The 24,760-nt window shown below is 63.2% G+C and carries 26 protein-coding genes and 1 pseudogene; 10 read left to right on the forward strand and 17 right to left on the reverse strand.

The annotated features are described in order from the left end of the window. Nucleotides 1–9: 9 nt before the first annotated feature. Entirely contained in the window at nucleotides 10–1,089 is a 1,080-nt protein-coding gene (locus tag BN1233_RS11340) for a D-TA family PLP-dependent enzyme (RefSeq protein ID WP_046863629.1), read from the reverse strand. 106 nt (nucleotides 1,090–1,195) lie between these two features. Then, nucleotides 1,196–1,654: a RidA family protein gene (locus BN1233_RS11345; protein WP_046863630.1), complete on the reverse strand. Its 459-nt coding sequence runs from the start codon at nucleotides 1,652–1,654 to the stop codon at nucleotides 1,196–1,198. A gap of 302 nt (nucleotides 1,655–1,956) precedes the next feature. Here BN1233_RS11345 and BN1233_RS11350 point away from each other — a divergent pair, with 302 nt between their 5' ends. The 4 genes from BN1233_RS11350 to BN1233_RS11370 all read left to right on the forward strand — a co-directional run bounded on the left by BN1233_RS11350 (nucleotide 1,957) and on the right by BN1233_RS11370 (nucleotide 6,040). Further along, nucleotides 1,957–3,621 carry a Na/Pi cotransporter family protein gene (locus BN1233_RS11350; protein WP_046863631.1) on the forward strand — a complete coding sequence of 555 codons (1,665 nt, stop codon included), beginning with the start codon at nucleotides 1,957–1,959 and terminating at the stop codon, nucleotides 3,619–3,621. A 722-nt stretch (nucleotides 3,622–4,343) separates the two neighbouring features. After that, nucleotides 4,344–4,571 carry a hypothetical protein gene (locus BN1233_RS11355; protein ID WP_048707783.1) on the forward strand — a complete coding sequence of 76 codons (228 nt, stop codon included), beginning with the start codon at nucleotides 4,344–4,346 and terminating at the stop codon, nucleotides 4,569–4,571. 446 nt (nucleotides 4,572–5,017) lie between these two features. Beyond that, a complete protein-coding gene (locus BN1233_RS11360; RefSeq protein ID WP_046863632.1) occupies nucleotides 5,018–5,245 on the forward strand; it encodes a DUF6894 family protein in 228 nt (75 codons plus the stop codon). Between the two features lie 585 nt (nucleotides 5,246–5,830). After that, on the forward strand, nucleotides 5,831–6,040 hold the full coding sequence (locus BN1233_RS11370) for a hypothetical protein (protein ID WP_046863634.1): 210 nt from the start codon (nucleotides 5,831–5,833) through the stop codon (nucleotides 6,038–6,040). A 7-nt stretch (nucleotides 6,041–6,047) separates the two neighbouring features. Here the strand turns inward: BN1233_RS11370 and BN1233_RS11375 are convergent, their stop codons facing one another. The 13 genes from BN1233_RS11375 to BN1233_RS11435 form a co-directional block, all read right to left on the reverse strand. Continuing rightward, nucleotides 6,048–6,353 (reverse strand): hypothetical protein, encoded by a 306-nt coding sequence (locus BN1233_RS11375; protein ID WP_046863635.1) that lies wholly within the window; start codon nucleotides 6,351–6,353, stop codon nucleotides 6,048–6,050. 295 nt (nucleotides 6,354–6,648) lie between these two features. Beyond that, a complete protein-coding gene (locus BN1233_RS11380; protein ID WP_046863636.1) occupies nucleotides 6,649–7,359 on the reverse strand; it encodes an orotate phosphoribosyltransferase in 711 nt (236 codons plus the stop codon). A gap of 104 nt (nucleotides 7,360–7,463) precedes the next feature. Next, nucleotides 7,464–8,507, reverse strand: a complete 1,044-nt coding sequence (pyrC, locus tag BN1233_RS11385; RefSeq protein WP_046863637.1) for a dihydroorotase — start codon at nucleotides 8,505–8,507, stop codon at nucleotides 7,464–7,466. Between the two features lies 1 nt (nucleotide 8,508). Then, nucleotides 8,509–9,792, reverse strand: a complete 1,284-nt coding sequence (locus BN1233_RS11390; protein ID WP_046863638.1) for a Zn-dependent hydrolase — start codon at nucleotides 9,790–9,792, stop codon at nucleotides 8,509–8,511. After that, entirely contained in the window at nucleotides 9,789–10,727 is a 939-nt protein-coding gene (locus BN1233_RS11395; protein ID WP_046863639.1) for a dihydroorotate dehydrogenase, read from the reverse strand. Before BN1233_RS11395 ends, BN1233_RS11390 begins: the two co-directional genes overlap by 4 nt. An 85-nt stretch (nucleotides 10,728–10,812) precedes the next feature. Then, nucleotides 10,813–11,658 carry a dihydroorotate dehydrogenase electron transfer subunit gene (locus BN1233_RS11400; protein ID WP_046863640.1) on the reverse strand — a complete coding sequence of 282 codons (846 nt, stop codon included), beginning with the start codon at nucleotides 11,656–11,658 and terminating at the stop codon, nucleotides 10,813–10,815. 13 nt (nucleotides 11,659–11,671) lie between these two features. Next, nucleotides 11,672–12,952 carry a TRAP transporter large permease gene (locus BN1233_RS11405; protein WP_244470677.1) on the reverse strand — a complete coding sequence of 427 codons (1,281 nt, stop codon included), beginning with the start codon at nucleotides 12,950–12,952 and terminating at the stop codon, nucleotides 11,672–11,674. 157 nt (nucleotides 12,953–13,109) lie between these two features. Beyond that, the gene (locus BN1233_RS11410; RefSeq protein ID WP_046863937.1) at nucleotides 13,110–13,619 is read right to left on the reverse strand and encodes a TRAP transporter small permease; all 510 of its coding nucleotides are present in this window, start codon (nucleotides 13,617–13,619) and stop codon (nucleotides 13,110–13,112) included. Between the two features lie 77 nt (nucleotides 13,620–13,696). Then, the gene (locus BN1233_RS11415; protein ID WP_052763758.1) at nucleotides 13,697–14,728 is read right to left on the reverse strand and encodes a TRAP transporter substrate-binding protein; all 1,032 of its coding nucleotides are present in this window, start codon (nucleotides 14,726–14,728) and stop codon (nucleotides 13,697–13,699) included. Between the two features lie 85 nt (nucleotides 14,729–14,813). Further along, complete coding sequence (locus BN1233_RS11420; RefSeq protein WP_046863641.1) at nucleotides 14,814–15,698, reverse strand: helix-turn-helix domain-containing protein; 885 nt, start codon at nucleotides 15,696–15,698, stop codon at nucleotides 14,814–14,816. 27 nt (nucleotides 15,699–15,725) lie between these two features. Further along, nucleotides 15,726–16,025 (reverse strand): hypothetical protein, encoded by a 300-nt coding sequence (locus BN1233_RS11425; RefSeq protein ID WP_046863642.1) that lies wholly within the window; start codon nucleotides 16,023–16,025, stop codon nucleotides 15,726–15,728. Nucleotides 16,026–16,153: 128 nt separating this feature from the next. Further along, entirely contained in the window at nucleotides 16,154–16,501 is a 348-nt protein-coding gene (locus BN1233_RS42785) for a hypothetical protein (RefSeq protein WP_147707156.1), read from the reverse strand. A gap of 148 nt (nucleotides 16,502–16,649) precedes the next feature. Next, nucleotides 16,650–17,009, reverse strand: coding sequence for a hypothetical protein (locus BN1233_RS11435; RefSeq protein WP_048707788.1), 360 nt, complete (start codon nucleotides 17,007–17,009; stop codon nucleotides 16,650–16,652). 491 nt (nucleotides 17,010–17,500) lie between these two features. Between BN1233_RS11435 and BN1233_RS49110 the strand changes: the two genes are divergently transcribed. The 4 genes and pseudogenes from BN1233_RS49110 (at nucleotide 17,501) to BN1233_RS11450 (ending at nucleotide 19,323) form a co-directional block, all read left to right on the forward strand. Then, complete coding sequence (locus BN1233_RS49110) at nucleotides 17,501–17,758, forward strand: hypothetical protein (RefSeq protein WP_280139390.1); 258 nt, start codon at nucleotides 17,501–17,503, stop codon at nucleotides 17,756–17,758. A gap of 92 nt (nucleotides 17,759–17,850) precedes the next feature. Next, nucleotides 17,851–18,204, forward strand: a complete 354-nt coding sequence (locus BN1233_RS46815; protein ID WP_048707791.1) for a hypothetical protein — start codon at nucleotides 17,851–17,853, stop codon at nucleotides 18,202–18,204. A gap of 70 nt (nucleotides 18,205–18,274) precedes the next feature. Further along, a pseudogene (locus BN1233_RS11445) lies at nucleotides 18,275–18,763 on the forward strand (GFA family protein); the annotation flags it as partial. A gap of 89 nt (nucleotides 18,764–18,852) precedes the next feature. Continuing rightward, nucleotides 18,853–19,323 carry a YidH family protein gene (locus tag BN1233_RS11450; protein ID WP_147707160.1) on the forward strand — a complete coding sequence of 157 codons (471 nt, stop codon included), beginning with the start codon at nucleotides 18,853–18,855 and terminating at the stop codon, nucleotides 19,321–19,323. A gap of 326 nt (nucleotides 19,324–19,649) precedes the next feature. On the opposite strand, the gene BN1233_RS11455 is transcribed toward BN1233_RS11450, so the two are convergent. Both BN1233_RS11455 and BN1233_RS11460 read right to left on the reverse strand, forming a co-directional pair. Beyond that, complete coding sequence (locus BN1233_RS11455; protein WP_046863644.1) at nucleotides 19,650–21,503, reverse strand: SWIM zinc finger family protein; 1,854 nt, start codon at nucleotides 21,501–21,503, stop codon at nucleotides 19,650–19,652. 90 nt (nucleotides 21,504–21,593) lie between these two features. Next, a complete protein-coding gene (locus tag BN1233_RS11460; protein ID WP_046863645.1) occupies nucleotides 21,594–22,250 on the reverse strand; it encodes a Fe2+-dependent dioxygenase in 657 nt (218 codons plus the stop codon). A 119-nt stretch (nucleotides 22,251–22,369) separates the two neighbouring features. Here BN1233_RS11460 and BN1233_RS11465 point away from each other — a divergent pair, with 119 nt between their 5' ends. Further along, nucleotides 22,370–23,302, forward strand: a complete 933-nt coding sequence (locus BN1233_RS11465) for a hypothetical protein (RefSeq protein WP_046863646.1) — start codon at nucleotides 22,370–22,372, stop codon at nucleotides 23,300–23,302. Beyond that, a complete protein-coding gene (locus tag BN1233_RS42790; RefSeq protein WP_052763760.1) occupies nucleotides 23,302–24,690 on the forward strand; it encodes a cytochrome c peroxidase in 1,389 nt (462 codons plus the stop codon). The genes BN1233_RS11465 and BN1233_RS42790 overlap by 1 nt, the downstream gene beginning before the upstream one ends. Nucleotides 24,691–24,760: the final 70 nt, after the last annotated feature.

Here is a 24,760-nt window from a genome sequence, read left to right on the forward strand (position 1 = left end):
GCCTCGACCTCACGCGAGACGTCCCCGGGCCGCAACCGGAATGTCACCGACGAGCCTGTCGCCGCGCACCGTCACGAGCCGGTCGACCATGTTGACGACAACGCAGACATGGTTCGGCACGATCCGCACGACATCACCGACCTTGGGACGATCGTTGCACTTGGCGAGATCGAGAAAGCCGTGCTCTTCCGCGAAACGCGCGATCCTCGCCTCGGGGTGTTCGAGAATGAACCCATGCCCGTCGAGCCCGCCGATATCGCTCGTCAACGTCTTCGACCCGGCATCGAGAATGCCGCGCTCGGGTGCCGCACGGCTCACGACCGTCGAATAGACCAGAAGCGCACAATCCTCGAGACTCGCAACTCCAGCCGCCATCTGCATCCTGTCGTTGAAGATCGACGTTCCGGCACGGTGCTCCGTCGCGCCCTTCAGCTTGCCGACATTCACGAGGTTCGGAGTGCCGCCGGTGGACACGATGCGGGCCTCGAGGCCGGCATCGGTTAACCCGGCAGTCGCTATGTCGAGGAAGGTCTGCGTCGCCGGCCAGCCGTCCTCGGGTGGGTACATCAGGAAACCCGCGAAACGCAGGCCGGGCGACCCGGCGATCTGACGCGCGAGTTCCACCGCCTCGCCCGGCGTCTCCACGCCCGCCCGCTTGCGGCCTGTATCGCATTCGACGACCACGTCGAGCGGACGCTCTGCCATGGCGGCGGCTTTCGGTAGGCCCGCGACCGTCACCGGGTTGTCCGCAGCCACCGTCATGGACACGCGGCGCATGAGGGAGGCGAGGCGACCGAGCTTTTCCTCGCCCAGAATGTTGTAGCTGATGAGGATGTCATCGAGGCCGCCGTCGGCCATCACCTCGGCCTCGCCGAGCTTCTGGCATGTGATTCCGCGCGCGCCGGCGTCACGCTGCCAGCGCGCTAGTTCCGGAGACTTGTGGGTCTTGATGTGCGGCCGGTTCGCGATTCCGGCCGCATCGCAGATGGCCTGCGTGCGCGCAATATTGGCTTCGACCTTGTCGAGGTCGATGACGACGGCAGGCGTGCCATAGATGCGGGCTATCTCTTCGGCGAGCGGTGTCATCAGGGGTCCATCGTTTGACTGACGGTGGGCGTAGAGCCCGGATCCATGGGAAAGGGGTATCGTTCCCGGCCTTCTGCGGCAACCAAAGGCAGGAGACGGTCACTCGGGATCAGTCGACGATCCGCATCACGGCCTCGATTTCCACGCTCATGCCGTTTGGCAGCGAGCCCATGCCCACGGCGGACCGGGCGTGGCGTCCCCGCTCGCCGAGTACAGCGACGAACAGATCGGAGCAACCATTGATCACATTCGGCTGGTCCCCGAAGTCCGGCATTGCATTCACCATGCCGAGCACCTTCAGGACCTCGACCCGGTCGAGACTGCCTGCTGCCATCTGGGCGGCCGCAAGAAGGCCGAGCCCGATGATGCGAGCATGCTGGTACGCCTCTTCCACCGAGACGTCCCGCCCGACCTTGCCGGTGTGATAGGAGCCGTCCGGTTTGCGCGGACCCTGGCCCGACAGATAGATCACCCTTCCATCGACCTTGAACGGGACGTAGTTCGCCACGGGTGTCGCGAGGGTGGGAAGTTCCAGCCCGAGTTCCTTGAGTCTCGCCTCCGCGCCCATGCCACTGTCTCCTTCGGGATGTTGCGTTCGTTCCGCCATCTATGGCCCATCTCGCGATCGGGTGACAGTCCTGGACCCGTGCGCCCCCGCTCGCCTGAGCGTCCTTCGAAAGCTCCTCGGCGAGGCCACTCTCGGCACCGAACGCGAAGGGAATTCGTCGAGGCTTGGCGCGTTGGCGAACTGGCATATTGTCGGGAATGGTGGGTAGCGAATGGTCGTCTTGACCGGGAGTGGCATCCGGCTGTCCGGAGACTCCGCCGCACCTCACCGGCCCCGGAGGGCAGGAGAATGAAGGGCGCAGCATGCAAGCGACACGGGTTCTGCTCGAGCTTACCGGAAACGTCGTGCTGCTCCTTTGGGGGCTGCATATGGTTCAGTCCGGCCTGACGCGAGCCTTTGGCGCCGATCTGCGAGGCATTCTCAATGCCGGGCTGCGGAACCGCTGGGCAGCGTTCCTCGCAGGTCTCGGTGTCACCATGCTCCTGCAGAGCAGCACCGCGACCGGCCTTATGGTTGCCGGTTTCACCGCGACCGGCATCGTCGCCCTGGCTCCGGCCCTCGCCGTGATGCTCGGCGCGAATGTCGGGTCGACGCTCATCGTCCAGCTCCTGGCATTCGATGTGACCCACATCGCTCCCGTGCTGCTGCTGGCAGGCTTCATAGCGTTTCGGCGCGGTGGAAAGACCCGCTCCCGTGATCTGGGACGGGTCAGCATCGGTCTCGGGCTGATGCTGATGGCGTTGCATCTGCTCCTCGCCACTCTCGAGCCCGCCGAGACGGCGCCGGCGCTCCGCGAGCTGTTCGGCATCCTGACGGCGGACCCGATCATTGCCGTGCTCCTGGCAGCTTTGCTTTCGTGGGCGGCGCATTCCAGCGTCGCCGCCGTACTGTTGATCGCATCACTGGCCGGTGGGCACGTCATAACGCCGGAGGCGTCCGTCGCCATGGTGGCGGGCGCCAATCTGGGCAGCGCGATCAACCCGCTCGTCGAGGGGCCGAGCGGCAATCCGGCAGCGCGGCGCCTGCCGGTCGGCAATCTGCTGAACCGGGTGGTCGGTTGCATTCTGGTCGTGGCGCTCCTCAACCCGATCACGGCAGGCCTCGAGCGGATCTCGCCCGACGCCGGCCGGCTCACCGCCAACTTCCACTTGGCGTTCAACCTCGGGCTTGCAGCGTTGTTCATCGGACCGCTGCCTTGGGTGGCGCGCCTGCTGGTTCGCGTCTTCCCGGAACAGGTGACGATCGCCGACCCGGCAGCTCCCCAGTACCTCGACCGGGCTGCGCTCAGGGTTCCCAACGTCGCCATCGCCAATGCCGCCCGTGAGGCGCTGCGCATGGCCGATACCGTCGACGTGATGCTGCGTGGCGCCCTGGACGTATTCCGCACGGATGACCGCAAGCTCGTTCACGAGATCCGACGCATGGACGACGTACTCGACCGTCTGCACGACGCCATCAAGCGATATCTGACCCAGATCAGCTTGGAGGACCTCGACGAGAAAGACTCGCGCCGCATTTCCGAGGTCCTGACCTTCACGATCAATCTGGAGCATGTCGGAGACATCATCGACAAGAACCTCATGGAAGAGGCGGGAAAGAAGATCCGGCGCAAGCTCCGATTCTCGAATGAGGGGGCAGCCGAGATCACTGTTATCCTGGAGCGTCTCAGCGAGACACAACGGCTCGCCGCCGCCGTCTTCGTGTCCGGCGACATCCGCTCGGCGCGTCTGCTCATCAAGGAGAAGGAGGTCATTCGCGATCTGGAGACGCAGGCGACCGAGGCGCATTTCGCCCGCATGCGTTCCGGGCTGACGGAGAGCGTCGAGACCAGCGCGCTGCATATCGATATCTTGCGCGACCTGCGCCGGATCAACGCTCACCTGGTGGCTGCCGCCTATCCCGTCCTCGACCGGTCCGGCGAGCTCCTCCCCAGTCGCTTGAAAGAGGACGAAACGCCCCTGCGATGATCCGAGGTCCGGAACATTCCTGCCAACACCCGGTAAATGAGGACAGAAGCTCGCACGCGCCGTGAGAATTGAGTTCGCCATGTCGAGGCGGCCTGAAAAGCCTGCAGGGTAAGGAGAGGCTCGCGATTTCGACTGGGTGGCAGATTTTCGGTGCTGAGGTACGGCGCAGACCCATGCAGGCTCCGCAAATCACATGGTGATGTCAGTACCTCGAGCGGCGCGCTTCAGAACAGAGCGAACCGGGCAAGCTGAGCCGCCGCCACGGCTGCTATCCCGCATGTGAAAGCCAGAGCAGTGACCGCGAAGAGTCTGATTGCTGATCGAGGATCCATGGGCCACCGGGAGAGGGAAATCGGTCTGCCCGTGTCTACTCGCGAGGCCCGATTCGGTTCTGCCGCCGAGGTGTCATTCACAGGCAAGCCGGATGGCACGGTACATGGGCCGTTACCCACTTCGATCGAATTGTCGCTGACGAATTGGTGCTGACGAGCGCCCTGCCCGGAGCGAGCGGGCGCAGACGGTCGTCCGCCAGGATGCCCCAGCCCGGACGGAGCCGGCCGGAATTCGTTCCCTGATCGGGGGAGCATCCGCCCGAGATAGTGCCGACCCGCACGAGGTTCGCGGCTCGAGTTCGCACGCTTCCGGAACCGCACGTGGTCTTTGCAATTCACCCGCTGACTGCAGATCCGAACTCTGATGGTTTCAGTCCGCGAGGTGCGCGAATGGACATCATTTCAACACGGCTGATGATCGCAGCAATTCTCTACGGGGTGGCTTGCGCCCTCCCCTTCGGCGCTGGAACGGTGGCCGTGCTTGCGACACCGGGCCTTGCCCAGATGGCTTCGGCCCTGTTGCCCTACATTGCTGCGGAGAGCCTCGTCATTGGGGCCGCCCTCGCATGGCATGTCGCCCCGTCACTGCAATCCAAGGGCGAAAAACGCCGGCAATGATGGCCTCGTCTGGATCGCGACGGTCTCAGCCATGTCGAGGTTCGGTTTCATGCGTATCCCATGGCGCGACATCGGTCGTGGGCGCGAATGCAACGCTCACGGATTGCAGGTCGGCGCCACGCCGGTTCCGGTCACCCTAACCGCAAGAGCTCCTTGGAACGGGAAGAGGAGACCTCACATTGGGAATGGGGGGAGGAGATCCGTCGTTCCAGATGAGCGAGGATTCAGAGGGATGTAAGGAGAGGAGCTGAGCGTGCCCGCCTGCAGTTCAGGTGGATGTGCTCGTTCGGCCATTCATGTACGATCGGTTTCAGGTCGGCCCGGACCCGGCCTCATTCTGGTCGCGGCTCCCGGACTTGGCACCAGCCAGGAATCTGGGGTTCGGCTCAATCCTTTGTTGCACCAACCGATTGACAATAGATATAGCTAAGCTTCGGAGGGCAACTGTGGCGCGTTATTATTTCCACCTGATCAGCTGGAACGATTCCATCCTCGACGAGGAGGGCCTCGAGTTAGCCGATTTGGCCGAGGCACGCGTCGAGGTTCTGAACGCGATCGAGGAATTGCGGCACGAAAACCCCGTGGCGGCTACCGGTTGGGCAGGCTGGAGGCTAGACGTCACCGACGCCGCCGGAGTCGTCGTCCTGTCGATCAGCCTTGATGACCCGGACTGATTCTGGCTTCTGCTGCCGTTTGGAGGCCTGCCTCACGTTGAGTCGCCCCAGCATCTTGCGGGTGTGCTCCCGGACATGAGGGCCACCGTCAGACGAGGCGGTGTAAGGATCGCTGTCCATGGCTCGCCCCTCTCGGTGATCGGCGCCCAACTGGCGCTGTTCGAGCGTATATCTCAACATTTCGTAAAATCCGCGTAAAATCCCTGCTGTGCGCCTGCAGCAGGACCTCCGGCCTTCAGTTGATCCGATCTCGCGAAAATGCCGGTGTCCCCCGGATTGCAGCCCGAGTATCACCGAGACTGTCCTCTCCTGTCTGTGAACCACTTCACCTGCCGTCGTGCATTGCCGATAGTGGGTCGGCGAGTGTGAAGCTCGCGCGGGTCGTGCCGACCTCTTCGTCAATCTTGAGGAAAAAGTGCGCGCGATACCTTAACCTGCCGTTAAGGATATAGTGGCCCTTTATCCGGGTCGGGCTGTTCGATCGCAGGTTAGCCGGGAATGGGACCAGCCTCCGCCCCACGGCGGTGGTCAGGAACTTGCCGGCGCCAGACCCCAATCCTTCACCAGCCAGAAAGGTCGCGAGCCTTGAGCAACACTGCTCTCATCGTGGCCGGTATCGTAGCCGGTCTCGCCACCCTCGTAGGGCTCTGGTTCGTGAGCCCCATTTTCTGTCTTCTCTGCGCGCCTCTCGTCGCCAGCTTCGTCATAGGATTGGCGGCGATGGTCGGAAGCTGGCCGCCCAAGCGCTCACGACGGCATGGACTGGCCGGCTACTCGCCTGTCAAGCTGCAATAATCCTGCCTCAGGGGCAGATATAGCCCTGGCGTCCATCCGAACCGCATCTCGCCCCGTTGGGGAGGATGACACCGCCGGAGCCGTCGGGACTCACATGCGCCCCGTTGGGCAACGTGAACCCGCCATCGGCATCCGCCACCACGATGGTTCCGTCCGGCAGGGTGAAGTTGCCGGCCCCGTCATAAGTGATCCGTTTGGGTCCGGACGAGGGTGCCGCTTGCGGCGTCGCGTTCGCGATCCGCCCCTGCTGGGCCGGTGCGACACAGCCCGAAACGGCCAGTGCGCCAATGAGAGCCAACGAGAGACGTCGCATCACCCCCTCCACAGCGTTGTTCGAGTCCGGCACAGACGGCACCCATGACCGCGAACGATCGGTTGCTCTTCTGGTTCCAGGACACTCGAAGTGGCTGAAAAGCCATCGCGTGTCGCCAGGCCGCGGAAGAGACCGTTCGCGCTTTCTCGAGCGAACTCCTGAAGGCTAACGGAAACGCCTCCCGGTGGCTGTATCCTCCGAGCCACAGCACCCACATCTCGGGCGCGGGGTGATGACGATCGACGAAGGATCGGGCGTGAGCGCCTCGAACCCGGGACCTACCCGTGCATGAGTGTCACTCCGTAGGCTGCTTGCCGAACTCCGAGATGCCGCCGCGAGAGGCGGACCACTTTGCTGGCTCGTGAAGGAAACTTTCCACTTCGCGGAGCACGCCAGGATCGAAATGGGTGCTCTCCCTCGCAGCGGCCAGAACGTCCCACCAGGTCGCGAGATGGTGCAGCTGCACGTTGAGTTCCTTCATGAGCTCGCGGCTGTTCGGGAAGATGTCGTAGTAGAAGAGTACGAAGCAGTGATCGACCTGGGCTCCGGCCTTCCTGAGCGCCTGACAGAAATTCACCTTGCTCCGGCCGTCGGTCGCCAGATCCTCCACGAGCAGAGTACGGGCATTGGCCACGACATCGCCCTCGATCTGGGCGTTGCGGCCGAACCCCTTCGCCTTCTTGCGGATGTACTGCATCGGCAGGGCAAGCTTGTCGGCAATCCAGGCCGCAAAGGGAATCCCGGCCGTCTCTCCGCCAGCGATGATGTCGATCGACTCGTAGCCGACGTCCCGAACGATCGTCGTCGCGGAGAAATCCATCAGCGCGGAACGCAGCCTTGGATACGAGATGATCTTCCGGCAATCGACGTAGACGGGGCTGGCCCAGCCGGAAGTGAAGATGAAGGGCTGGTCGGCGTTGAAATGCACCGCCTGGATTTCGAGGAGCATGCGCGCGGTCTGACGGGCAATGGCATCCCGGTCCGTAGGAAGGCTGAACGTGCTCATGAATTTTCCTCTTCGTGCTCAGGCCATCAGGGGCCGCGCACACCAAAGCGCCGCCGGACCCGATCCGACGGCGTTCGAAGTCTCACTTTGGCGCGACCGGGCGCTTATGCGCCCCTGGCCTGGGCCCAGTCAACCATCTCGCCGTCGAACAGGGGGACGATCTCCCCCTCGGATTCGACCCTCACGCGCTCGGCGAGGAAAGTCGAGGCCTCGACGAAGGTTACTTTCTCCTCGTTCGGAGGCAAACCGTAGAAGGCCGGACCGTTGAGCGAGGCAAAAGCCTCGAACCGGTCGAGCGCGCCCTCCTCCGCAAAGACCTTCAGATAAGCCTGGAGGGCTACGGGCGCACTGAACACTCCCGCGCATCCACAGGCGGCCTCCTTGAGGTGCTGGAGGTGCGGCGCCGTGTCGGTCCCCAGAAAGAAGCTCGCCTCCCCGCTGGTCGCTGCAGCACGCAATGCGAGACGATGCTCCTCCCGTTTCAGGACCGGAAGGCAATACATGTGCGGGCGAAGCCCACCCTGGAAGATGGCATTCCGGTTATAGAGCAGGTGCTGCGGCGTGATCGTTGCTCCCATCCGGCCGCGATAGGATCGCACGACCTGCACGCCCTGCTTTGTCGTGATGTGCTCCATGACGACCTTGAGGCCCGGGAACCGTTCCATGACCGGGATCAGGACCTCGTCGATGAAGCCCTTCTCGCGATCGAAGATATCGACCTCGGCGCGGGTGATCTCACCATGTGTCAGCAAAGGAATCCCATGCTCGGCCATGGCCTCGAGCACGGGGTAGATCTTCTCGATCGCGGTTACGCCGTGCTGGGAATTCGTCGTCGCATGGGCGGGATAGAGCTTCGCCGCCGTGAAGACCCCGCCTGCATGGCCCCTTACGAGATCGGACGGATCGGTATCGTCCGTGAGGTAGCAGGTCATCAAGGGCGTGAAGGCCACACCTGTCGGCACCGCGCTCATGATCCTGTCACGGTATGACGCAGCCGTGGCGGCATTCGTGACGGGGGGCGTCAGGTTGGGCATGACGATGGCGCGCCCGAACACCCGCGCCGTGAAAGGCACGACCTGCTGCAGCACCGCGCCGTCCCGAAAATGAACGTGCCAGTCGTCCGGCCGGCGGATGGTAATCGATCGCATATTACAGTTCCTCGGATACGACGGCGTACATGAGTTCGACTCCCTTCATGAAGTCGTCGATCTCCATCGCTTCGGCGGGATTGTGAGAGCCGTTGGCGTTGCGGACGAAGATCATGCCTGAGCGCACTCCCTCGTTGGCGAAGACCGCCGCATCGTGCCCGGCCCCGCTCGGCACCAACTCGGCCGGCGCTCCGACGCGGGCTGCCGCGTTCACGAGGCGGCGGATCATGCCCTCGTCCATGCGCGCCGGCTCCGTGTAGACGCGGTGGTCGAACTCGAAAGTGACCCCGCGCTGGGCCGCGACGGCGCGGCACTCGGACCGGAACAGCTCGTAGAATGCTTCCAGCGTGTCGTGGCTCTGGCTGCGCACCTCGAAGCTGAAATCAACCTCGCCCGGAATGCGGCTGAGGGCATGCTCTTCGGGATGGGTGCCGACGATGCCGGTCGTGACCACGAGATCGAGGCCCCGCTCGAGCAGCACGCGCCAATGCTCGTCAAGGCGCATGATCAGGTCGGAGAGGGCGAAGACCGCATCCTTGCGCAACCACCGCGGAATGGCGCCTGAATGTCCCGCTTCGCCTCGGCACGTAATCTTCCGATGCCGAATGTTCCCTCGAATTCCCGTCACGATCGCCGTCGCGAGGTTGCGGGCGACCATGACCGGCCCCTGCTCGATATGCAGTTCGAGATATCCTGAGGCCGCGGCAGGATCGAAGAGGCGCTCGCGGGCTGCGATTCGCTCTACCGGGATCCCGGTGCTCTCCATCGCGGCCCGGAGCGTCCGTCCCTTGCCTCGGCACTTCGCGTCCAGATCTTCCGCGCTCAACAGTCCGAACAGGGCGCGCGATCCGATATTCGCCCGACCATAGAAGGCGCTTTCCTCCGCCCGGAGGCAGATCCCGCGCACCGGAGTCGGCGGGCGGAGCCCTTCCCGACGGAGGCGGATCAGACAGAGGAGAGCCGCGATGATGCCGGCCGCCCCGTCGAAATTGCCTCCCTGCGGCACGGAATCGGCATGCGACCCCAGATAGAGAGCCGACTTCGAGCCATCATCGCCCGGCAGGGATATGATGAGGTTGGCGACGGTATCGAACGACGTATGCAGGCCGTGTGCCTCGGCCGTCGCACGAAACAGCTCGATCGCGTAGTTCTCGCCTTCGGCAAAACACTCCCGGGTGATCCCGACACCATCACTGGTCGCCTGGGCGAGGTCGTTGAAGAGCTGGACGGCAATCTCCCGCAGGCTCTGCTGATCCTCCACGACCCGCGCCAACGCCACCGTCATGGCACCACCTCCAGTTCGTCGACGATCATGTTGGTGTCGACCATCGCTCCTGTGAGATCCGCCACACGGGCAATGCCTTTGCGATCGCAATACGCCGCGAGCCCGTCGATCACATCGACCATCGCCTTCGGGCGAAGGAAGGTTGCCGTGCCGACCTGCACGGCGGTCGCACCGGCCAGCAGGTATTCCACGGCATCATGCGCCGTCGAAATGCCACCACACCCGATAACGGGGATATTGACGGCTCTGGCACATTGATACGTCATGCGGACCACGATCGGTTTCACGGCCGAGCCGGAAAGGCCGCCCATGATGTTGCCGAGCCTCGGCCGGAACGTCTCCACGTCGATCGACATCGCGAGGATCGTGTTGGCGACGACAAGAGCATCGGCGCCTGCGCTCTCGGCGGCCCGGGCAATGGCAGCGATATCGCTCGTATTCGGCGTCAGCTTGACCCATAGCGGCAGCTTCGTGGCCCGCCGCAACCTGCGCACCACTGTTTCCGTCGACCGGACATTCATCGCGAAGGCCTTGCCGTCCTCCTCGATATTCGGGCACGAGATATTCGCCTCGATCGCGTCCACGCCCGGATGATCGACCTGCTCGGCAAGGTCGGCGAACGAGGCGGCAGTCGGAGCGGAGATGCTCACGACGAGTGGAGGCCTGAACCGCGTGTAGAACGGCAGCATCTTCTCGATGAAATGATCGCTGCCCTTCGATGGAATACCGATCGAGTTCAGCATCCCACCCTCGACCTCTGCGACCCGGGGCGTCGGATTTCCGCCTCGAAGCTCGGCTGTGATTGTCTTGGTGACCATGGCGCCGAGCCGGTCGAAAGGCACGATCGGCGCAAGGCCGTCCGCGAAGGTGCCGGAGGCCGGCATCACCGGGTTGGCCAGGGTGAGTCCCCCGATCCTGACGCTCAGATCCGCCATGACAGAAGCTCCTGACGATCGACAACTCCGGAGCGTACCGCGAAAGGAGCCGCCTGCGGGGGCAATCCGGTCGTGCCGCCCGCACCTACCATGACAGAGGCTCCTGGAGATCGAAAACGGGGCCCTCCCAGCAAACCCTCCGGCTCACGGTGGCATTCCCGGATTTGAAGGTGCGCACGCAGCAGAAGCACATGCCGAGGCCACAGGCCATCTGCTGCTCCATGGCGACCTGCCCGGGAATACCGAGCTCCCGTCCGAGCCGCTGCATGAGCAGCATAAGCCGATTGGAGCCACAGGTGAAAAATGCATCCGCTCGGCCGTCTTCGGCAAGCCTGCGCAGCATCGCCTCGACGTTGGCTGGCGCGCTCGTTCCGTCGCTGTCGAGGACGACCTCGACCTGCGCGCCGGAATCCCTGAACCGCTCGACGGACATCACCCGGGCCGGGTTACGAGCGCTGAGGACCGCCGTCACGGTCACGCCACGCGAAGCTGCCGTCTCCGCCAGCGGGGCGAGTGTGGCCAGACCGACGCCGCGTCCCAGGACCACGATGTTCCTCCAGTCCTCCGCGAGCCTGAAGCCGATGCCGAGAGGACCGAGAATGCGAACGTCCTGCCCGGTCACGAGAGTCGCCAGACCGCGGGTCCCGGCCCCGGTCACCTTGTAGAGAAACTCGACCGTCCCGCTCTGCGGGTCGGCCTTGTAGGTGCTCATCGGGCGACGGAAGAAAGGCTTGTCGCTCTCGGTCGAAGGGCATTCGATGTTGAAGAACTGCCCTGCGAGGGAACGTGGAGCCGGATCCGGAGCGTCGAGGATCAGGTGCTTGTACTCGCTGTTCACCCATTCGTGGGAGAGAACCCGCGCCACCACGTCGTCCGCATTTCTCTCGAGTGCGGACGGGACCTGGATGCAGGTATCGAGAAGAGCTTCCATGGCGATAACCGGCTCAGCGAATGAGGCCGAGGATGGCGGTCGAAATCTGCGGCACGTAGGTGATCAGAAGAAGGACGGCGATATTGGTCGCAATGAACGGCCAGATGCCTCCGATGATCACCTCGACGGGCCGCTTGAGGGTCGACGACGCCACGAACAGATCGAGCCCGAATGGCGGCGTGATCATCCCGATGCAGATATTGAGGCAGACGACGAGGCCGAAATGCACGGGGTCGATACCGAGCGACATCGCGACGGGAAAGAATGTCGGGACGAGAACGAGCAGGATCGAGTTCGGATCGATGAACATGCCCGCGATCAGAAGGATCACGTTCACAAGCAGGAGGAACGTGATCCAGTTCACGTTCCACTGGGTAAAGAGCTGTGTGAAATAGCTGGGTACCTGCGCGAGCGTGATGAAATAGGACAGAAGCGATCCCATCGCGAGGAGAATGAAGATCACGACGACCGTGATTGCGGAGCTCTCGGCAACCTCCATCAAGGCTCTCAGGCCGAAGGAGCGATAGATCAGGACTTCGACGAAGAGAGCGTAGACTACGGCAACGGCGGCAGCCTCGGTTGCCGTGAACACTCCGCTGTAGATTCCGCCGAGAATGACAACCGGCAGGCCAAGTGCAACCAGGCCATCCCGCAGGGCCAGCAAACGCTCGCTTCGGCTCGCCTTGGGTGAAGCTCCGGCGCCACTGCGCACCGTAACCACCTGCACCAGGATCATGAATCCGATGCCGAGCACGATCCCGACCACGAGCCCTGCTGCAAACAGGTCCGCAATCGACGTTCCGGTGAGCCAGCCATAGATGATCAGAGTGATGCTCGGCGGGATCAGGAGGGCGCACTCGGCGCTCGAGGCGATCAGGCCAAGCGAGAATTTTTCCGAATACCGGGCTCGCACGAGTTCCGGATGAAGGAGACGGCCAAGGGCGGCGACGGTTGCGGGGGCAGAACCGCAGACCGAACCGAAGGCCATGCAGGACACAACCGTCGTATGGCCGATCCCGCCGCGCAGGTGCCCCAGGTTGGTCTTCACGAGATCCGTGAGGCGCTTGGCGATCGTGCCGCGCGCCATGATGTCGGCAGCGAATACGAAGAACGGGATTGCGAGCAGCGTCGAGACGTTCACGCCGCTCAGCAGCTTCTGGGCAATGACGATGGGCGGAATTGTCGGGTAGAACAGGAGCCAGGCCAGGATGCTGGGCACACCCATGACGAGGAACATCTCGAAGCCGCAGACCAGCAGAACGGCGGCGAGAAGGCAAAGGAAAAGCACGGTCACCGACGCCACCCGGATGCGAATGGGACCAGAATCCGGACATTGCCCGGCGCTTCAGTAGCTTTGCATTGGGGTGTTGATGATCTCGACATGAGCAGTTCGATTGAGAGCCGCGAGCCGAACCCGGAATTTCGCCGGTCGGATCCTGGGTGCCGCAGCACTAATGTTCGGAGACGACGTCGCGGACCTGAAAGCGATCCTGAGCACCCACGAGCTCGAGCAGATACCGCAACGCGAGAAGAGCAAAACCGATCGGAAGCGGCGCATAGAGGGCGAGCATGGAAATATCCAGCGTCGGGCTGATCTGTCCGCTGTTGTAAATGAAGACGGCAAGGTCGAAGCTGATCTTCGTCAAGAAGGCACAGACGAGGAGCCCCGTCACGTTGATCGCCGCGTGAACGAATCGGGCCGCTCCGGCGCCCAGCTTGTCGAGAATAGCGGTCATTGCGATATGCCGCCGACGCTCGAGCGCAAGCCCGAGACCGATGAACACCAGCCAAGCGAGCGCAAAGAGGGTCGCCTCCTCGATCCATGCCAGATCCGATGCGTGGCTCGGGCTGATCTCCCGCACGGCGACATTGGTGAAGAACAAGAGCGACATGACCAGCATCACGATGGCCAGCAGCGCCCGCTCGGCTGCCCGAATGATCCTCATCACGATATCAAGCATGGCACAGGCCCCCTGCAACGATCGGAGCGGAGGGCGTGTCATCCCATCGAGGATGACACGCTCCACCATGTCCGGCCCTACGCGCCGATGCGCTTGAGCTCGGACTTGTACAGGTCGAGAACCTTCTTGCCCTCTGCGCCGGCACGCTGCAGATAGGCGGCTTCTGCCGACGGGCCCATTTTTTCACGCCAAGCCTCGCGCTCGGCATCGGTCAGGGTGCGCAGCTCGACTTTGCCGGCGGCCTTGATCTGCTCCAGAGCCTTGCTCATCGCCTCCTGCTTCATGGCTTCGACTTCGGGGCGGACCTGAATGAACGCATCGGTAATGACCTTCCGATGCCCCTCCGGGAGAGCGTTCCACCAGGCAGGATTGAAGAGGACCACGTCCTCCATGGCGCCGTGGTTCGAGACGACGAGGTTCTTCTGCACCTCGTGGAACTTCATCGTCGTGATCGTGTCGAGAGGATTTTCCTGGCCATCGATCACGCCCGTCTGAAGGGCGGTATAGAGTTCCCCGAACGGAATGACGAGCGCGCTCGCACCCACGGCGCTGAACTGATCGATCAGGATCTTCGAGTCCATCACACGGAACTTCTGACCCTGGAAGCTCTCGATCGACGTCAGATCCTTATTGGACGTGATGCTCTTGCGACCGTTCGGCCAGAGAGCGATCGCGACGAGGCCCCGCGACTTGAAGGAGTCGAGAATGGCCTGCCCGAAGGCGCCGGTGCGCAGTTCGTTCGCTTTTGCGGCGCTGTCCGGAAGCAGGAAGGGTATGTCAAAGACGGACACGACGGGATTGAAGCCGCCGAGGAACGCCGCCGGCATCACGGTGCATTCCATCGCGCCGAACTGCGTTCCCTCGATCATCTGGCGGGCGGGACCGAGCTGCGAGTTCGGAAAAAGCTGAAACTCGACCTCGCCTTTCGTGCCCTCTCGAACGATCGCCGCGACCTTCTCGAGGCCTCTATGACGGGGCTGCGTCGGGCTTTCGAGATGTCCGATCTTGGCAGTGTATTTGGCCGCTCCCTGGGCAAAAGGACTGCCCGGGATCATGGTCGCGGCGGCCAAGCCGCCAGCAACCTTGAGGAATATTCGACGGGACGTCATGGCACTGGAACTCCGGCGGCGGAAAGTCTCAATTTTGAGACTGTTCCAAAACGGTTATTGGTTGTCAACGCTACTGTCCAAGTGGCTAGGTCGGCGTACGAGCGAGAATGGATCTCAGAATATCCGCCGCATGCTGGCCCTTGTGAGCACGCTCCCATTGGCGCGAAATCGTTTCCTTGAAAAGCCTCACGGCCTCTGACGCTGACGTGACCATTGCGATTCCGGCCGAGATGTTCGGCTGGTCGCCCAGGCGGTATGGGCTCAGGGTGACCGATGTGCCCTGGTCTCGCTCGAATACCTGGAAGGTCTGGCTCGGCGGGGCTTCCTCGACCACACCGATCTGAACCCCGATCGGCTGGCGCTCCACAAGGTCAGCCAGACGCTCCACCTCCTGGCGAGCGGCTCGCCGCCGCTCCTTCACCTCCTGTAGCGACAGGTCGAAACGGCTGATCAACCCGATGCGCAGAAAGCGCTCGATGTCGCTTGCCCCGACAACGCTCACGACAGGGATCTTCCGGCGCGCGGCAGAGGCACGGCGTTCCCGCAGGATCCCCAGGACGGCTTCGATGTGCTCGATCGCCGCACCTCTCTGCTCGTGGTCCTCCGGTGCCGCTTCCAGAAGCATCCTCTTGAGATGCCCCATGTAATCCTCCGACAGGAGGAGAAACGAAATCGGCGAGAAATTGCCGAGAACATGAAAGGATTGTTCCTCGAGCTGCCGCATGCGCTCGAAGAATGAAACTGCGTTGCTGTAATACTCGACGCCTACCCCGAGGAGGGATGGCAGAGAGACGTCAAGCAGTTCCGAAAGCCTCTCGAGCGTCTCGATCTTTACGAGCTCCCCCTTCTCGAGGCGATAAACCGCTGCCCGAGATACGCCGATCGTCTCTGCGATCTGGCCTGCCGTGAGGCCCCTACCCAGGCGGTGCGCCCTCAGGCGCTGGCCGATCTCCTCAAACTGGATACCCATTCCAACTGAAAACCCCTGCCGTCAGTCTCATTTTTGATACACGACGTGCAGGCCGGGGTCTTGTCCTTTTCGCCGCCCGATCAGGAGCGGGCCGAAGTTCCAAACCCGCGAATGTTCGTCCAAAACAGCCTGATGGGCCCACGGAGTGACTGAAGCGCCCTGGAATCGGTTGATGTCGAACGGCGAGGGGTCGAGCTTGCAGATGCCCTGGGTAACCAGATCGGCCAGCATCTCACCGACCAGGCTCTCGAACTTGAAGCCATGGCCGAAGCACGGCGACGCGACCACGATGCTGGGTGCATCCGGCCAGCCGGAGCGTCGGCCCATCCACATCCAGAAACATATGCCGGCACATGAGGGTAGCGAGCCGAGCGTCCAAGCGCGAGCCGACCTGAGGCGGGCACCATAGGAGGCCGCGACGCTGAGAAACGCTTTCGCTGCGCTCATTCGTGCGACTACATGCGGCCTCTGTGATTCCGAATGATCCCGTGCTGCAGGGCCTCCGTGTCGAGGCCGCGGTAGGGAGGTCGGTCGATCGCCAGTCCACCGCCCGGGCCGTAGGAGCGCCCACCACCGGGTCCATAGGACTGGCCGCCACCCGGGCCAATCGACAGGCCGCCACCCGGCCCGTAGGAGAACCCTCCTCCGGGTCCATAGGACCGACCTCCGCCGGGGCCGATCGATTCACAGCCACCGGGACCGTAAGAGCCTTGCACGCAATCCCGCCAGGCCTGCGCGCCGGCCATCGAGGGGATCACAAGCACGGCAAGCATTACGGCCAGGGCGGGTGCGATCCAGAGCATCTCATCCTCCATTATCGCAGCGTCTCGCCCATGTCGTATGGCGCGAAAAGGCGGCAACAATGGCGAAGTCACCCCGGAGCGATGATATCCGATGACAATCGGGCCTCGCAACAGCGTCGCAGCAGAAGTCCCGGACTGCTCACCTTGCTCAGGCGGCGAACGGCAGGTCCCTGTATTGCCAGATGCTCCTGCGACCTTCCTCGCACCGCCTGGCCACTGTGAGCCTGTCCCGGAACCGCCGGCGTGCATCTCGCAGCAACCGCAGCTTTCGTGCCATGGGCTGTGATCCGACACCTCTGTCGTCGACGAGAGCTGCGGCTGCCGAATACAGGTCCGTCATGGCCGTTTCGATGCCGGGATCCCGTTCTATCTGAGACGTCAAGGCGACGAGTTGCAGCCGAAGACGGTGCAGATCGGCATCACCTCCTCCTTCCTCGATTGCGCCGAGAAAAGGCTCGATCTGGTCAAGCATTTCATCTGCGACTTCAGCAAGGGTCGACTGCGTCATGAGCTGTCATCTCCTCCAGACGAGTCGGCGAGAATCTTACGCCGGCAGAGCAAGGCTGCCCCTGTATAGTTAATGATTGGTTAGCGCAGGTCCGTCACAAGTGACGCTGTTCGGTAAGGCACTCGCTCGCTTGCACTGCAGCGTGCTGCGTACCGCTGCGTGGGAGCACGTCCCGGCCTGCAATTATCGTATCCATCAAGGGTGCCCGGATCTCGGCAGCGGGAATCCAGTGCACCGTTCGAGGAGATATGCTCCTGCGACAAAGCCGGGCTGACAACGAGAAGCAAAGGTGATGAGGTGCTCCTTGTGACGAGCGTTGACTCCGGTATGTAACTCCGCTGGACGCTGATGCGACAAAATTGCCGCGAAATGCATCCCCAAACTCGACCGACGCCTCAGGTTCGAGGCCGAGCTTTCCCAAGGAGCCGCGACATGGAAATCCTGATGCCTCCAATGCCGGCCGAGCGCATGCTCATCCGTTCGCAGCCGATGTGCGGATCCTTGCCCGTGGGCCAGGGCTTTCCCGGTGCCTGACCCGGGAGGAGACACGGGATGCGATGCGCCTCATCCTAGCCGGCGAAGTTGAATCCAAGCGACGCGGGGCCTTCCTGATGCTCATGCGCTATCGCGGCGAATCCGTCGAGGAGTTGGCAGGGCTCGTCGAAGCCGCTCGGGACATGGCAGGGCCGCACGGCGACCTGCCGACCCCGTGGCTACAATCACCGGCACGGTTGCGGTCGCGCTGGTGACGCTCGCCCGAACCGCGCCATGGATGAGGCGCAGGCTTTGGCCGAGCGGATGTGGTGCGAGCGCCGGGTGTTGTCAGTGCGGCCAGCCGCGGTTGTTCACGATCCCGGCGGCGAGCGGCTTCGAGATTGCACAACCCTGGAGCCTCGAACTTTCGATCGAGCCCCCGCGTTGGGGAGGCATGGTGCCGGCCATTGTCGATGTTCCCTACAGGTTGCCCGACAAGTATTTTCCAACTCCTGAGCCTCCTGCAACCGTCCCTGAGACGCAGGTGATAGAGCCGATGCTACCGACCGGAAGAGCCCCTGCCCCACCTGAACCGACCGCCCCTGCATGGCTCGCAGGTGGTATCGGAACCGGGCTCGTCGCGCTGAGCGCTCTGATCGTCGCCTTCGTGGTGATGCTGGCGCTTTTGCAACCCACACGCGCTACGCGGAGCAGTACCTGATTCTCGACTTCACCTCGACTATTTCCGCGCCGGCGTCGAAAGAAGCTCACGATTCGCGGAGGGAATGCAGATGACGATGACTCTCTCGGGCTCCTGCCGATGCAGCGCCATTCGCTTCCAAGTCGAGAGTCACACGCCCTATCCTTACCAGCTTTGCTACTGCTCGATCTGCCGCAAGACGGCAGGAGGAGGTGGATTCGCGATCAACCTCGGTGCGGTGGCGAACACTCTTGCCGTCGAAGGTCGTGAAGCGCTCAGCATCTACCGCGCCGAAATAGCAGACGATCAAGGGCACTGCGCGACGAGCGAGGGACAGCGCCACTTCTGCCGGCATTGCGCTGCTGCGTTATGGCTGTTCGATCCGCGCTGGCCCGATCTCGTGCATCCGTTCGCCTCGGCCATCGACAGCGAACTCCCGATCCCGCCCACGCGGGTCCACATGATGCTGGGGTCCCGCGCAGGCTGGGCCGAGCCGGTCATCGGCCCTCATGACCAGTGCTTCGACGAATACCCGGAGCAGTCGATCGAGGAATGGCACAGGACGCGAGATCTCTGGATCCCCCGACGGATCGGGAACTCGAGAACCTTTGGCCGACTGCTGGATTATCGGTCTGTAGATCGCCGCAACAGTAATCGGAAGCATACTGGATGACGCCTCCCGACGACGAACGCGGAAAAATCGGAGCGCTGGAGCAGTCCGCCCGGACGCTGCAACACTCGTCCAAGAACGTGAGCGCATCGGCCGAACAGTTGAAGGACTCGGCCGACCGCAGAACGGAACTCGCGGCCAACCGCACCGTGCTCGCGGCCGAACGAACCTATGCCGCCTGGGTCCGCACAGGGCTCGCCTCTCTCGCAAGCGGCATAGGAGCGAAGAAGCTCCTCGAAGGTGTCATTCCCGAGTGGATGACCATCGTGACCGGATCGCTGCTCGTTCTATTCAGCGCATTCTGCTTCATTGTTGCAGTCTGGCGCGAGATGTTCCCGGGAGCACCTCCGCCCAAGCCGGACACCCGCCGCATTCCGCCACCGCTCCTGATCATCGCCAATGGCTTTCTGACGCTCGTCGCCCTGGCAGCTCTGGTGAGCATCTGGTTCGGACGCACGGGAGGCGATTAGATCGAGTGGGTGCGGGACTGAATTCGTAAACCGCACCTTCGCTGCCGAGCGCAGTACGGTGCTGTTCTTGCAGACGTGGCGCCGGCCCCCCTCACTCGCTCCTTCGGGGCGACCTCTCCCACCAGGGGCGAAGTGAAGGTATGTCACTGCAGACACACCACATTTGGGTTCGTTCTGCTAAATTGGGGCGACCTCTCTCACAAGGGGGCAGGTGGGAACGGCGCGGCCGGCACGTCGCCTTTTGCGCGGCGTGTGAGGCCGGACACGAAGCGTCCGGGTGAGGGAGAAAACACTGCGCTTTTCGAATTATCGCACAGCATAACCGGCTATCGATCGTATCTCAACGCCTCGAGGAGCGGACGCAGCTTGTATTTGCGGCGGTGCTGCTCGATGAGGCCTTCGATCCTGGCGGACCATTCGTCGATCCGGCCGGCGGCGTCATAGGCTTGAGCCGCCCGCTCGAGCCACTTGGCGGCAAGATCGTACACGCCCGCGGACCCCGCATCCATGATGCGAGCAGCCTTGCGCTCGGCGACGCGGATCACCCAATCAGGGTGACTCGCATGTGCGGCATCCATCAGCCGCATGAGAACGTCGTCACTCGTTTCGTAGCTTTCCCCCTCACCGACGGAGCGCACGGCATCATCGATCAGACCCTCATCCAGGAGGATTTCTGCACGGTCCCTGGCCTGCCGTGCGGCCTTCAGAAGATCGAGCAGTTCCCTGCGAACACTCTTCCAGTTCTCGCCGGCCCACACTTCGACGGCGCGGTAATCCTCGAGAGAGAGCGTATGCTCGAATGCAGTCCGGGCTGCTTTCAACGCAAGGTCCCTGCGGCCCATCGGTCCGGCATAGTCGCGCAGCCATTGGGCCAATGGCACCACAGAACGCCCCGGACGCCAGCCTCCCACCCACGTGTCGGCAAGCTCAAAGCCCTCGTCGTCTGCTTCGTTATTGTCACCACGCTTGCTCCGTCCCAGGCTGAGGCCTGACTCGGCGATAGCGAGCGCCTCTTCATGTCGCCCGCCATCGCGCAGCACCTTGGCGAGTTGCAGCGATTCGTCTGGCAGCGTGAACGTTTCGCGGGCGTAGGCCAGGGCCTCGGACATGCGGTCGAGCTTCGCCAGCATGATCGCCACGCTCGGATGGGCACCCGCCGCGCGGGCAAGGTTCAGATAGGCATCCGTTCGGTTGGCCGCGTCGAGAACCCTGAGTCGTACGGCGGTCAGCTCGCGCTCTTCCCAATCATCGTCGTAGTCCGCGGGCGGCCAAGTCTTGGCCTCGCCTGCAAGGACGGCCTGGAGCGCCGGCTCATTCCATCCTGTTTCGAGCGCACGGAGCGTCAGGCCGAAGCCCTCCTCCGCGCCATAATCGGAGAGCTGATCCTGCCAGCCCGAGACCGTATCGACGAGGGCATCACGTTCAGCGGCCTTGAGATCGCTCATCAGCACCGCCTCGGCCATCATCCGGCCGAGATCCACGAACAGCTCGTACATGTGCTCGTCCGAACCGCTCGCAAATTCAATCCATTCGACCACGAAGGTGTCAGCGATCGTCTCGAGAATACGAAGAGCATTGCGACCGTCCCCGGTTTCGAGGAACGGAACCGCCTTGTCGACGAGTGCATGCAGCTCCTCGATATCACCGGACGACCGGTAATCGTCCCAATAGTGCCGCTGGCGGTACCGTCCGGCCAGCACGGTGCGGGCCTGAGCGGCGACCGGCTCGGGATCGATTGGAGTCCGGCGGCCGGGGTGAGGCTGCGTCGCGAGTTCGGCCTCGATCCATCCGCCGAGTTTAGGATCGCTGTTGAGGCGCCTGATGATCAGGTCGACGAGACGGCCATGATCGAGGGAATTCAGGAGCTCGCGCAGAGACGGTCGCTCCATCACGGCGTCCGGGTCCTTGGCGAATTTCAGGAGTGCCGCCACGATGTGCTTGCAGTAGCCACCCCAATCATAAAGGCAGGTACAGCGCGCATTCGTGACGCCGCCCTCATAGAGCCGTATCGTGACGTGATAGGGCTCGATCTCGCTTCCTTCTACCTCTCCGGTCAATTCGTCGCCGCGCCTCACAAGCGTCGAGACGGCGCCACGCCGCCAGTAGTCGCGGCCGCGCTCGAAGCTCTCACGGGTCGCAAGTGCCCGAATCGACGTCTCGTCGAGTGATCGGATCGGCATGGACGTGCTCCTCGGATCGGCACAAGGTATAGCACGAGTTGGCGGAGCGGATCACGAGATCGGATCTTCCACTCAGTGTTCCGAAACCTTCTATTCTGCCCACATGCGGAGCAGATTCGCGGCGCTCTTCGCGATCAGGTCGAATTCCGCCGTCTTTCCTTGCGCGTCGAAGAGGCGGCGTTTTGCAGTCTCGAGGTCGAACAGGATCTCCCGCCGCCCCGGATCTCGCACGTAGCTTTGCGCCCAACCAACGGCCACTAGCCGCTCGCCGCGCGTGACCGGGGCAACGCGGTGCAAAGTCGTCGACGGATACGCGACCAGGCACCCGGCCGGGAGTTTTACCTCGTCCTCGCCCGCACTCGTCTCGATTACGAGTTCACCGCCGTCGTAGCTCTCGGGGTCGGCCAGGAACAGTGTGAACGAGACATCCGTGCGCACCCCCTCCATCAGCGGGTTGTCGACATGACTCCCGTATTGCTGTCCGACGTCATAGCGGCTGAACAGAAGCGGTGTGAGCGCCCGCGGCCGAACCGCAAGCTCGAAGACCTCATGCGATCGGATTGCCTGGGCGACGCGCTCCTGGAGAAGGCACAGGCTCGGGCCCGGACGAGCCTGCTCGTTATCCTTGACGAGCCTCGCGCTCCAGCCAGCCGTATGGCGGCCGTCCTCGAAGCGCATGCCGGCGAGAGTCGTGCGGATTTCCTTCAGCTCCTCGGTACCGAGAACATGGGCGATGGTGATCAGCAAAGCGGGCCTCCGGGGTTGCCGATCGGCCGGGTAGCATGTAGCTAAGTGACTGTAAAACAAAGTAGTTTACAACATTTCTAGACTGCCACGGTGATCTTGGGCCGTCGAAGGAGATGTTCATGAAGCGACACAAGATGTGGGTGGGGCTGAGCTCCGTCGTCCTGGCCACCTCGCCCGCCGCTCTCACGACCGCCGCACCGGGTCCGGGCGCCGGGGAGAGGCCCATCCAGATTGCGCAGACCAAGAGCCACGGAGGTGAAGGCGGTGGGCACGCCTCACAAGCCCATGGCGGCGAAAAGGGGCACAGCTCGAAGGCACGTCCCGGCGGCGAGGCCGGAGAGGCCGTTCGTGCAGCCGCAGCTGGTAGCGAAGGCGAGAGCGGGGAGGCCGGCGAAGGCGGCACATCCGCGAGGTTACCCCCAATCCTGCGCCTCTATCGCGATGTGGAACTCATTCGAGGTCACCTGCGGGTCGGGAACGAGCTCGTCGAGTCTGGTCAATGGGCCGAGGCATTGCCCCATTTCCTGCATCCCCAGGAGGAGATTTATGGGGGGATCGCCAGACAGCTGAAATCCCTCGACACTCCGCCCTTTTTGACTGCTCTGAAGTCGCTAGCCCAGACCGTGAAGGCGAAGAACAAGGAGGCCTATGCCCGGGCTCGCGCGAGCGTGGACGAGCGCCTCGGCGCGGTAGAGAAGGCGGTGCAGGCACAAGAAAGCAATTGGTCCGCATTCGCCCTGGAGAGCATAGTGGAGGTGCTCCAAACGGCAGCCGACGAATACGAGGAGGCGATCGAGGGTGGCACGATCAGCAACGTCGTCGAGTATCAGGACTCGCGCGGCTTCGTAATGGAGGCCGATCACCTGTTCGAGAGCATCGCGGATGAGCTCGCCAGGAAGGACGCGGACGCCGTGCAGGCTATACGCGTAGCCTTGAACGATCTGAAGGCTGCGTGGCCGGCACTTCAGCCGCCAGCTTCCCCGGTCAAGGATCTCGGAGCTGTTCTGGCCGATGTCTCGAAGATCGAGTTGCAGCTCTCTCGCTTCCGCTGATGATGACAGATCCCCGCAGGCGCCTTTCCTCGAAACCGTGGTGCGCGCGTATCGCGGCCGCTGCGGTCGCCGCCTCAGCGGCCGGTCTCGGCCTTGCACGGGCTGATCCCGGCGAGAACACGGCGGCACCAACGCCTGGGTCCGTCTTCGATGCCGCGCACTGGCGCAACGTGTTTGCACGGCCTCGGGAGATCCCGGCGCCGCAGGATAATCCGACCACGCCCGAGAAGGTGGCGCTTGGCCGCCAGCTCTTCGACGATGTTCGGCTCTCCGGTTCGAACGGCGTCGCCTGTTCGTCCTGTCATCAGCCGGAGCTTTCGTTCTCCGATGGCGTGCCGCGCCGCATCGGGCTCGCAGGCGAGCCGCTCGCACGGCGTACGCCGCCGCTGTGGAATCTCGCATGGGGCCTCACCTTCTTCTGGGATGGGCGTGCCACCTCGCTCGAAGACCAAGTCCGCTTTCCCGTCGAGAATCGCCACGAGATGGGTGGTAATATCACCGAGACGGCAACCGAACTCGCGCGCGACGCCGGCATGCGTGCGAAGTTCGCGACGGCCTTTCGTGACGATCCAGCCGTCACGCCCGCCAACATCGCGAAGGCGGTGGCTGCATACGAGCGCACCCTCGTTTCGCCGGGGACTCGTTTCGACCGCTGGGTCGAAGGTGATGATACCGCGTTGAGCTCAGACGAGCGTGCCGGCTTGATGCTGTTCGTCGGAAAGGCAGGATGTGCCGCTTGCCACACCGGCTGGCGGTTCACCGACGAGGCGTTCCACGATATTGGATTGGCGACCGCCGGGCCGGACCGGGGACGCGGAAGCGTGCTCGATCTGCCGGCAGCAGACCATGCGTTCAAGACACCATCCTTGCGCGAGAGAGTCTGGACCGCGCCGTACCTGCATGACGGCTCGCTGAACAGTCTGGAGGATGTGGTCGCGCATTATGTGGGTCGTGTTCAGAGGCGACCGACACTTTCCGGCGACCTGAAGCCTGCGCTCAACCTCACCGAGAACGAGCGAGACCAGCTAGTTGCCTTTCTGGCCAGCCTATCGAGCGAGGATCCTCCCCGCCCGCTCGGACTGCCCTCACGCGTGCAGATGGCAGGCTCAGCGATGGATCGACCTCCCGTGTCGGCAGGCACGGTCGGTCAGAGGGACCGCCGCTTCACGCCGGGCGCCGTTGCCTTGAAGAAGGGCGAGGCACTCACGATCGTGAACGACGACACGCGAACGCACAACGTGCGCATTGACGACCCCCGGCTTAGTTTCTCGTCCGACGCCCAGGCACCGGGCGGTCGGGTCGTTGTTACATTCCCGGAGACCGGCCAGTTCCGATTGATCTGCGGCATCCATCCAGAAATGCGCCTCGACGCCGTCGTTTCCGAGTGACGAGGTAAGGCCTGGATCGGCGCATGGCGGACAGTGTCAAATAGCCCCCTTGCATCCGTCCCGGCGGAGA

It is taken from the genome of Microvirga massiliensis (assembly GCF_001006805.1).
GTDB classification, from domain to species: domain Bacteria; phylum Pseudomonadota; class Alphaproteobacteria; order Rhizobiales; family Beijerinckiaceae; genus Microvirga; species Microvirga massiliensis.

Coding starts and splice junctions, on each gene's coding strand:
- BN1233_RS42790 (WP_052763760.1), top strand. CDS start 23,302: ATGATGACAGATCCCCGCAGGCGCCTTTCCTCGAAACCGTGGTGCGCG.
- BN1233_RS11400 (WP_046863640.1), bottom strand. CDS start 11,658: ATGGAAGCTCTTCTCGATACCTGCATCCAGGTCCCGTCCGCACTCGAG.
- BN1233_RS11390 (WP_046863638.1), bottom strand. CDS start 9,792: ATGACGGTGGCGTTGGCGCGGGTCGTGGAGGATCAGCAGAGCCTGCGG.
- BN1233_RS11425 (WP_046863642.1), bottom strand. CDS start 16,025: ATGGGCCGACGCTCCGGCTGGCCGGATGCACCCAGCATCGTGGTCGCG.
- BN1233_RS11450 (WP_147707160.1), top strand. CDS start 18,853: ATGACGCCTCCCGACGACGAACGCGGAAAAATCGGAGCGCTGGAGCAG.
- BN1233_RS11410 (WP_046863937.1), bottom strand. CDS start 13,619: ATGCTTGATATCGTGATGAGGATCATTCGGGCAGCCGAGCGGGCGCTG.
- BN1233_RS11375 (WP_046863635.1), bottom strand. CDS start 6,353: ATGCGACGTCTCTCGTTGGCTCTCATTGGCGCACTGGCCGTTTCGGGC.
- BN1233_RS11345 (WP_046863630.1), bottom strand. CDS start 1,654: ATGGGCGCGGAGGCGAGACTCAAGGAACTCGGGCTGGAACTTCCCACC.
- BN1233_RS11380 (WP_046863636.1), bottom strand. CDS start 7,359: ATGAGCACGTTCAGCCTTCCTACGGACCGGGATGCCATTGCCCGTCAG.
- BN1233_RS42785 (WP_147707156.1), bottom strand. CDS start 16,501: ATGCTCTGGATCGCACCCGCCCTGGCCGTAATGCTTGCCGTGCTTGTG.
- BN1233_RS11435 (WP_048707788.1), bottom strand. CDS start 17,009: ATGACGCAGTCGACCCTTGCTGAAGTCGCAGATGAAATGCTTGACCAG.
- BN1233_RS11355 (WP_048707783.1), top strand. CDS start 4,344: ATGGACATCATTTCAACACGGCTGATGATCGCAGCAATTCTCTACGGG.
- BN1233_RS11350 (WP_046863631.1), top strand. CDS start 1,957: ATGCAAGCGACACGGGTTCTGCTCGAGCTTACCGGAAACGTCGTGCTG.
- pyrC (WP_046863637.1), bottom strand. CDS start 8,507: ATGCGATCGATTACCATCCGCCGGCCGGACGACTGGCACGTTCATTTT.
- BN1233_RS11395 (WP_046863639.1), bottom strand. CDS start 10,727: ATGGCGGATCTGAGCGTCAGGATCGGGGGACTCACCCTGGCCAACCCG.
- BN1233_RS11455 (WP_046863644.1), bottom strand. CDS start 21,503: ATGCCGATCCGATCACTCGACGAGACGTCGATTCGGGCACTTGCGACC.
- BN1233_RS11415 (WP_052763758.1), bottom strand. CDS start 14,728: ATGACGTCCCGTCGAATATTCCTCAAGGTTGCTGGCGGCTTGGCCGCC.
- BN1233_RS11420 (WP_046863641.1), bottom strand. CDS start 15,698: ATGGGTATCCAGTTTGAGGAGATCGGCCAGCGCCTGAGGGCGCACCGC.
- BN1233_RS11465 (WP_046863646.1), top strand. CDS start 22,370: ATGAAGCGACACAAGATGTGGGTGGGGCTGAGCTCCGTCGTCCTGGCC.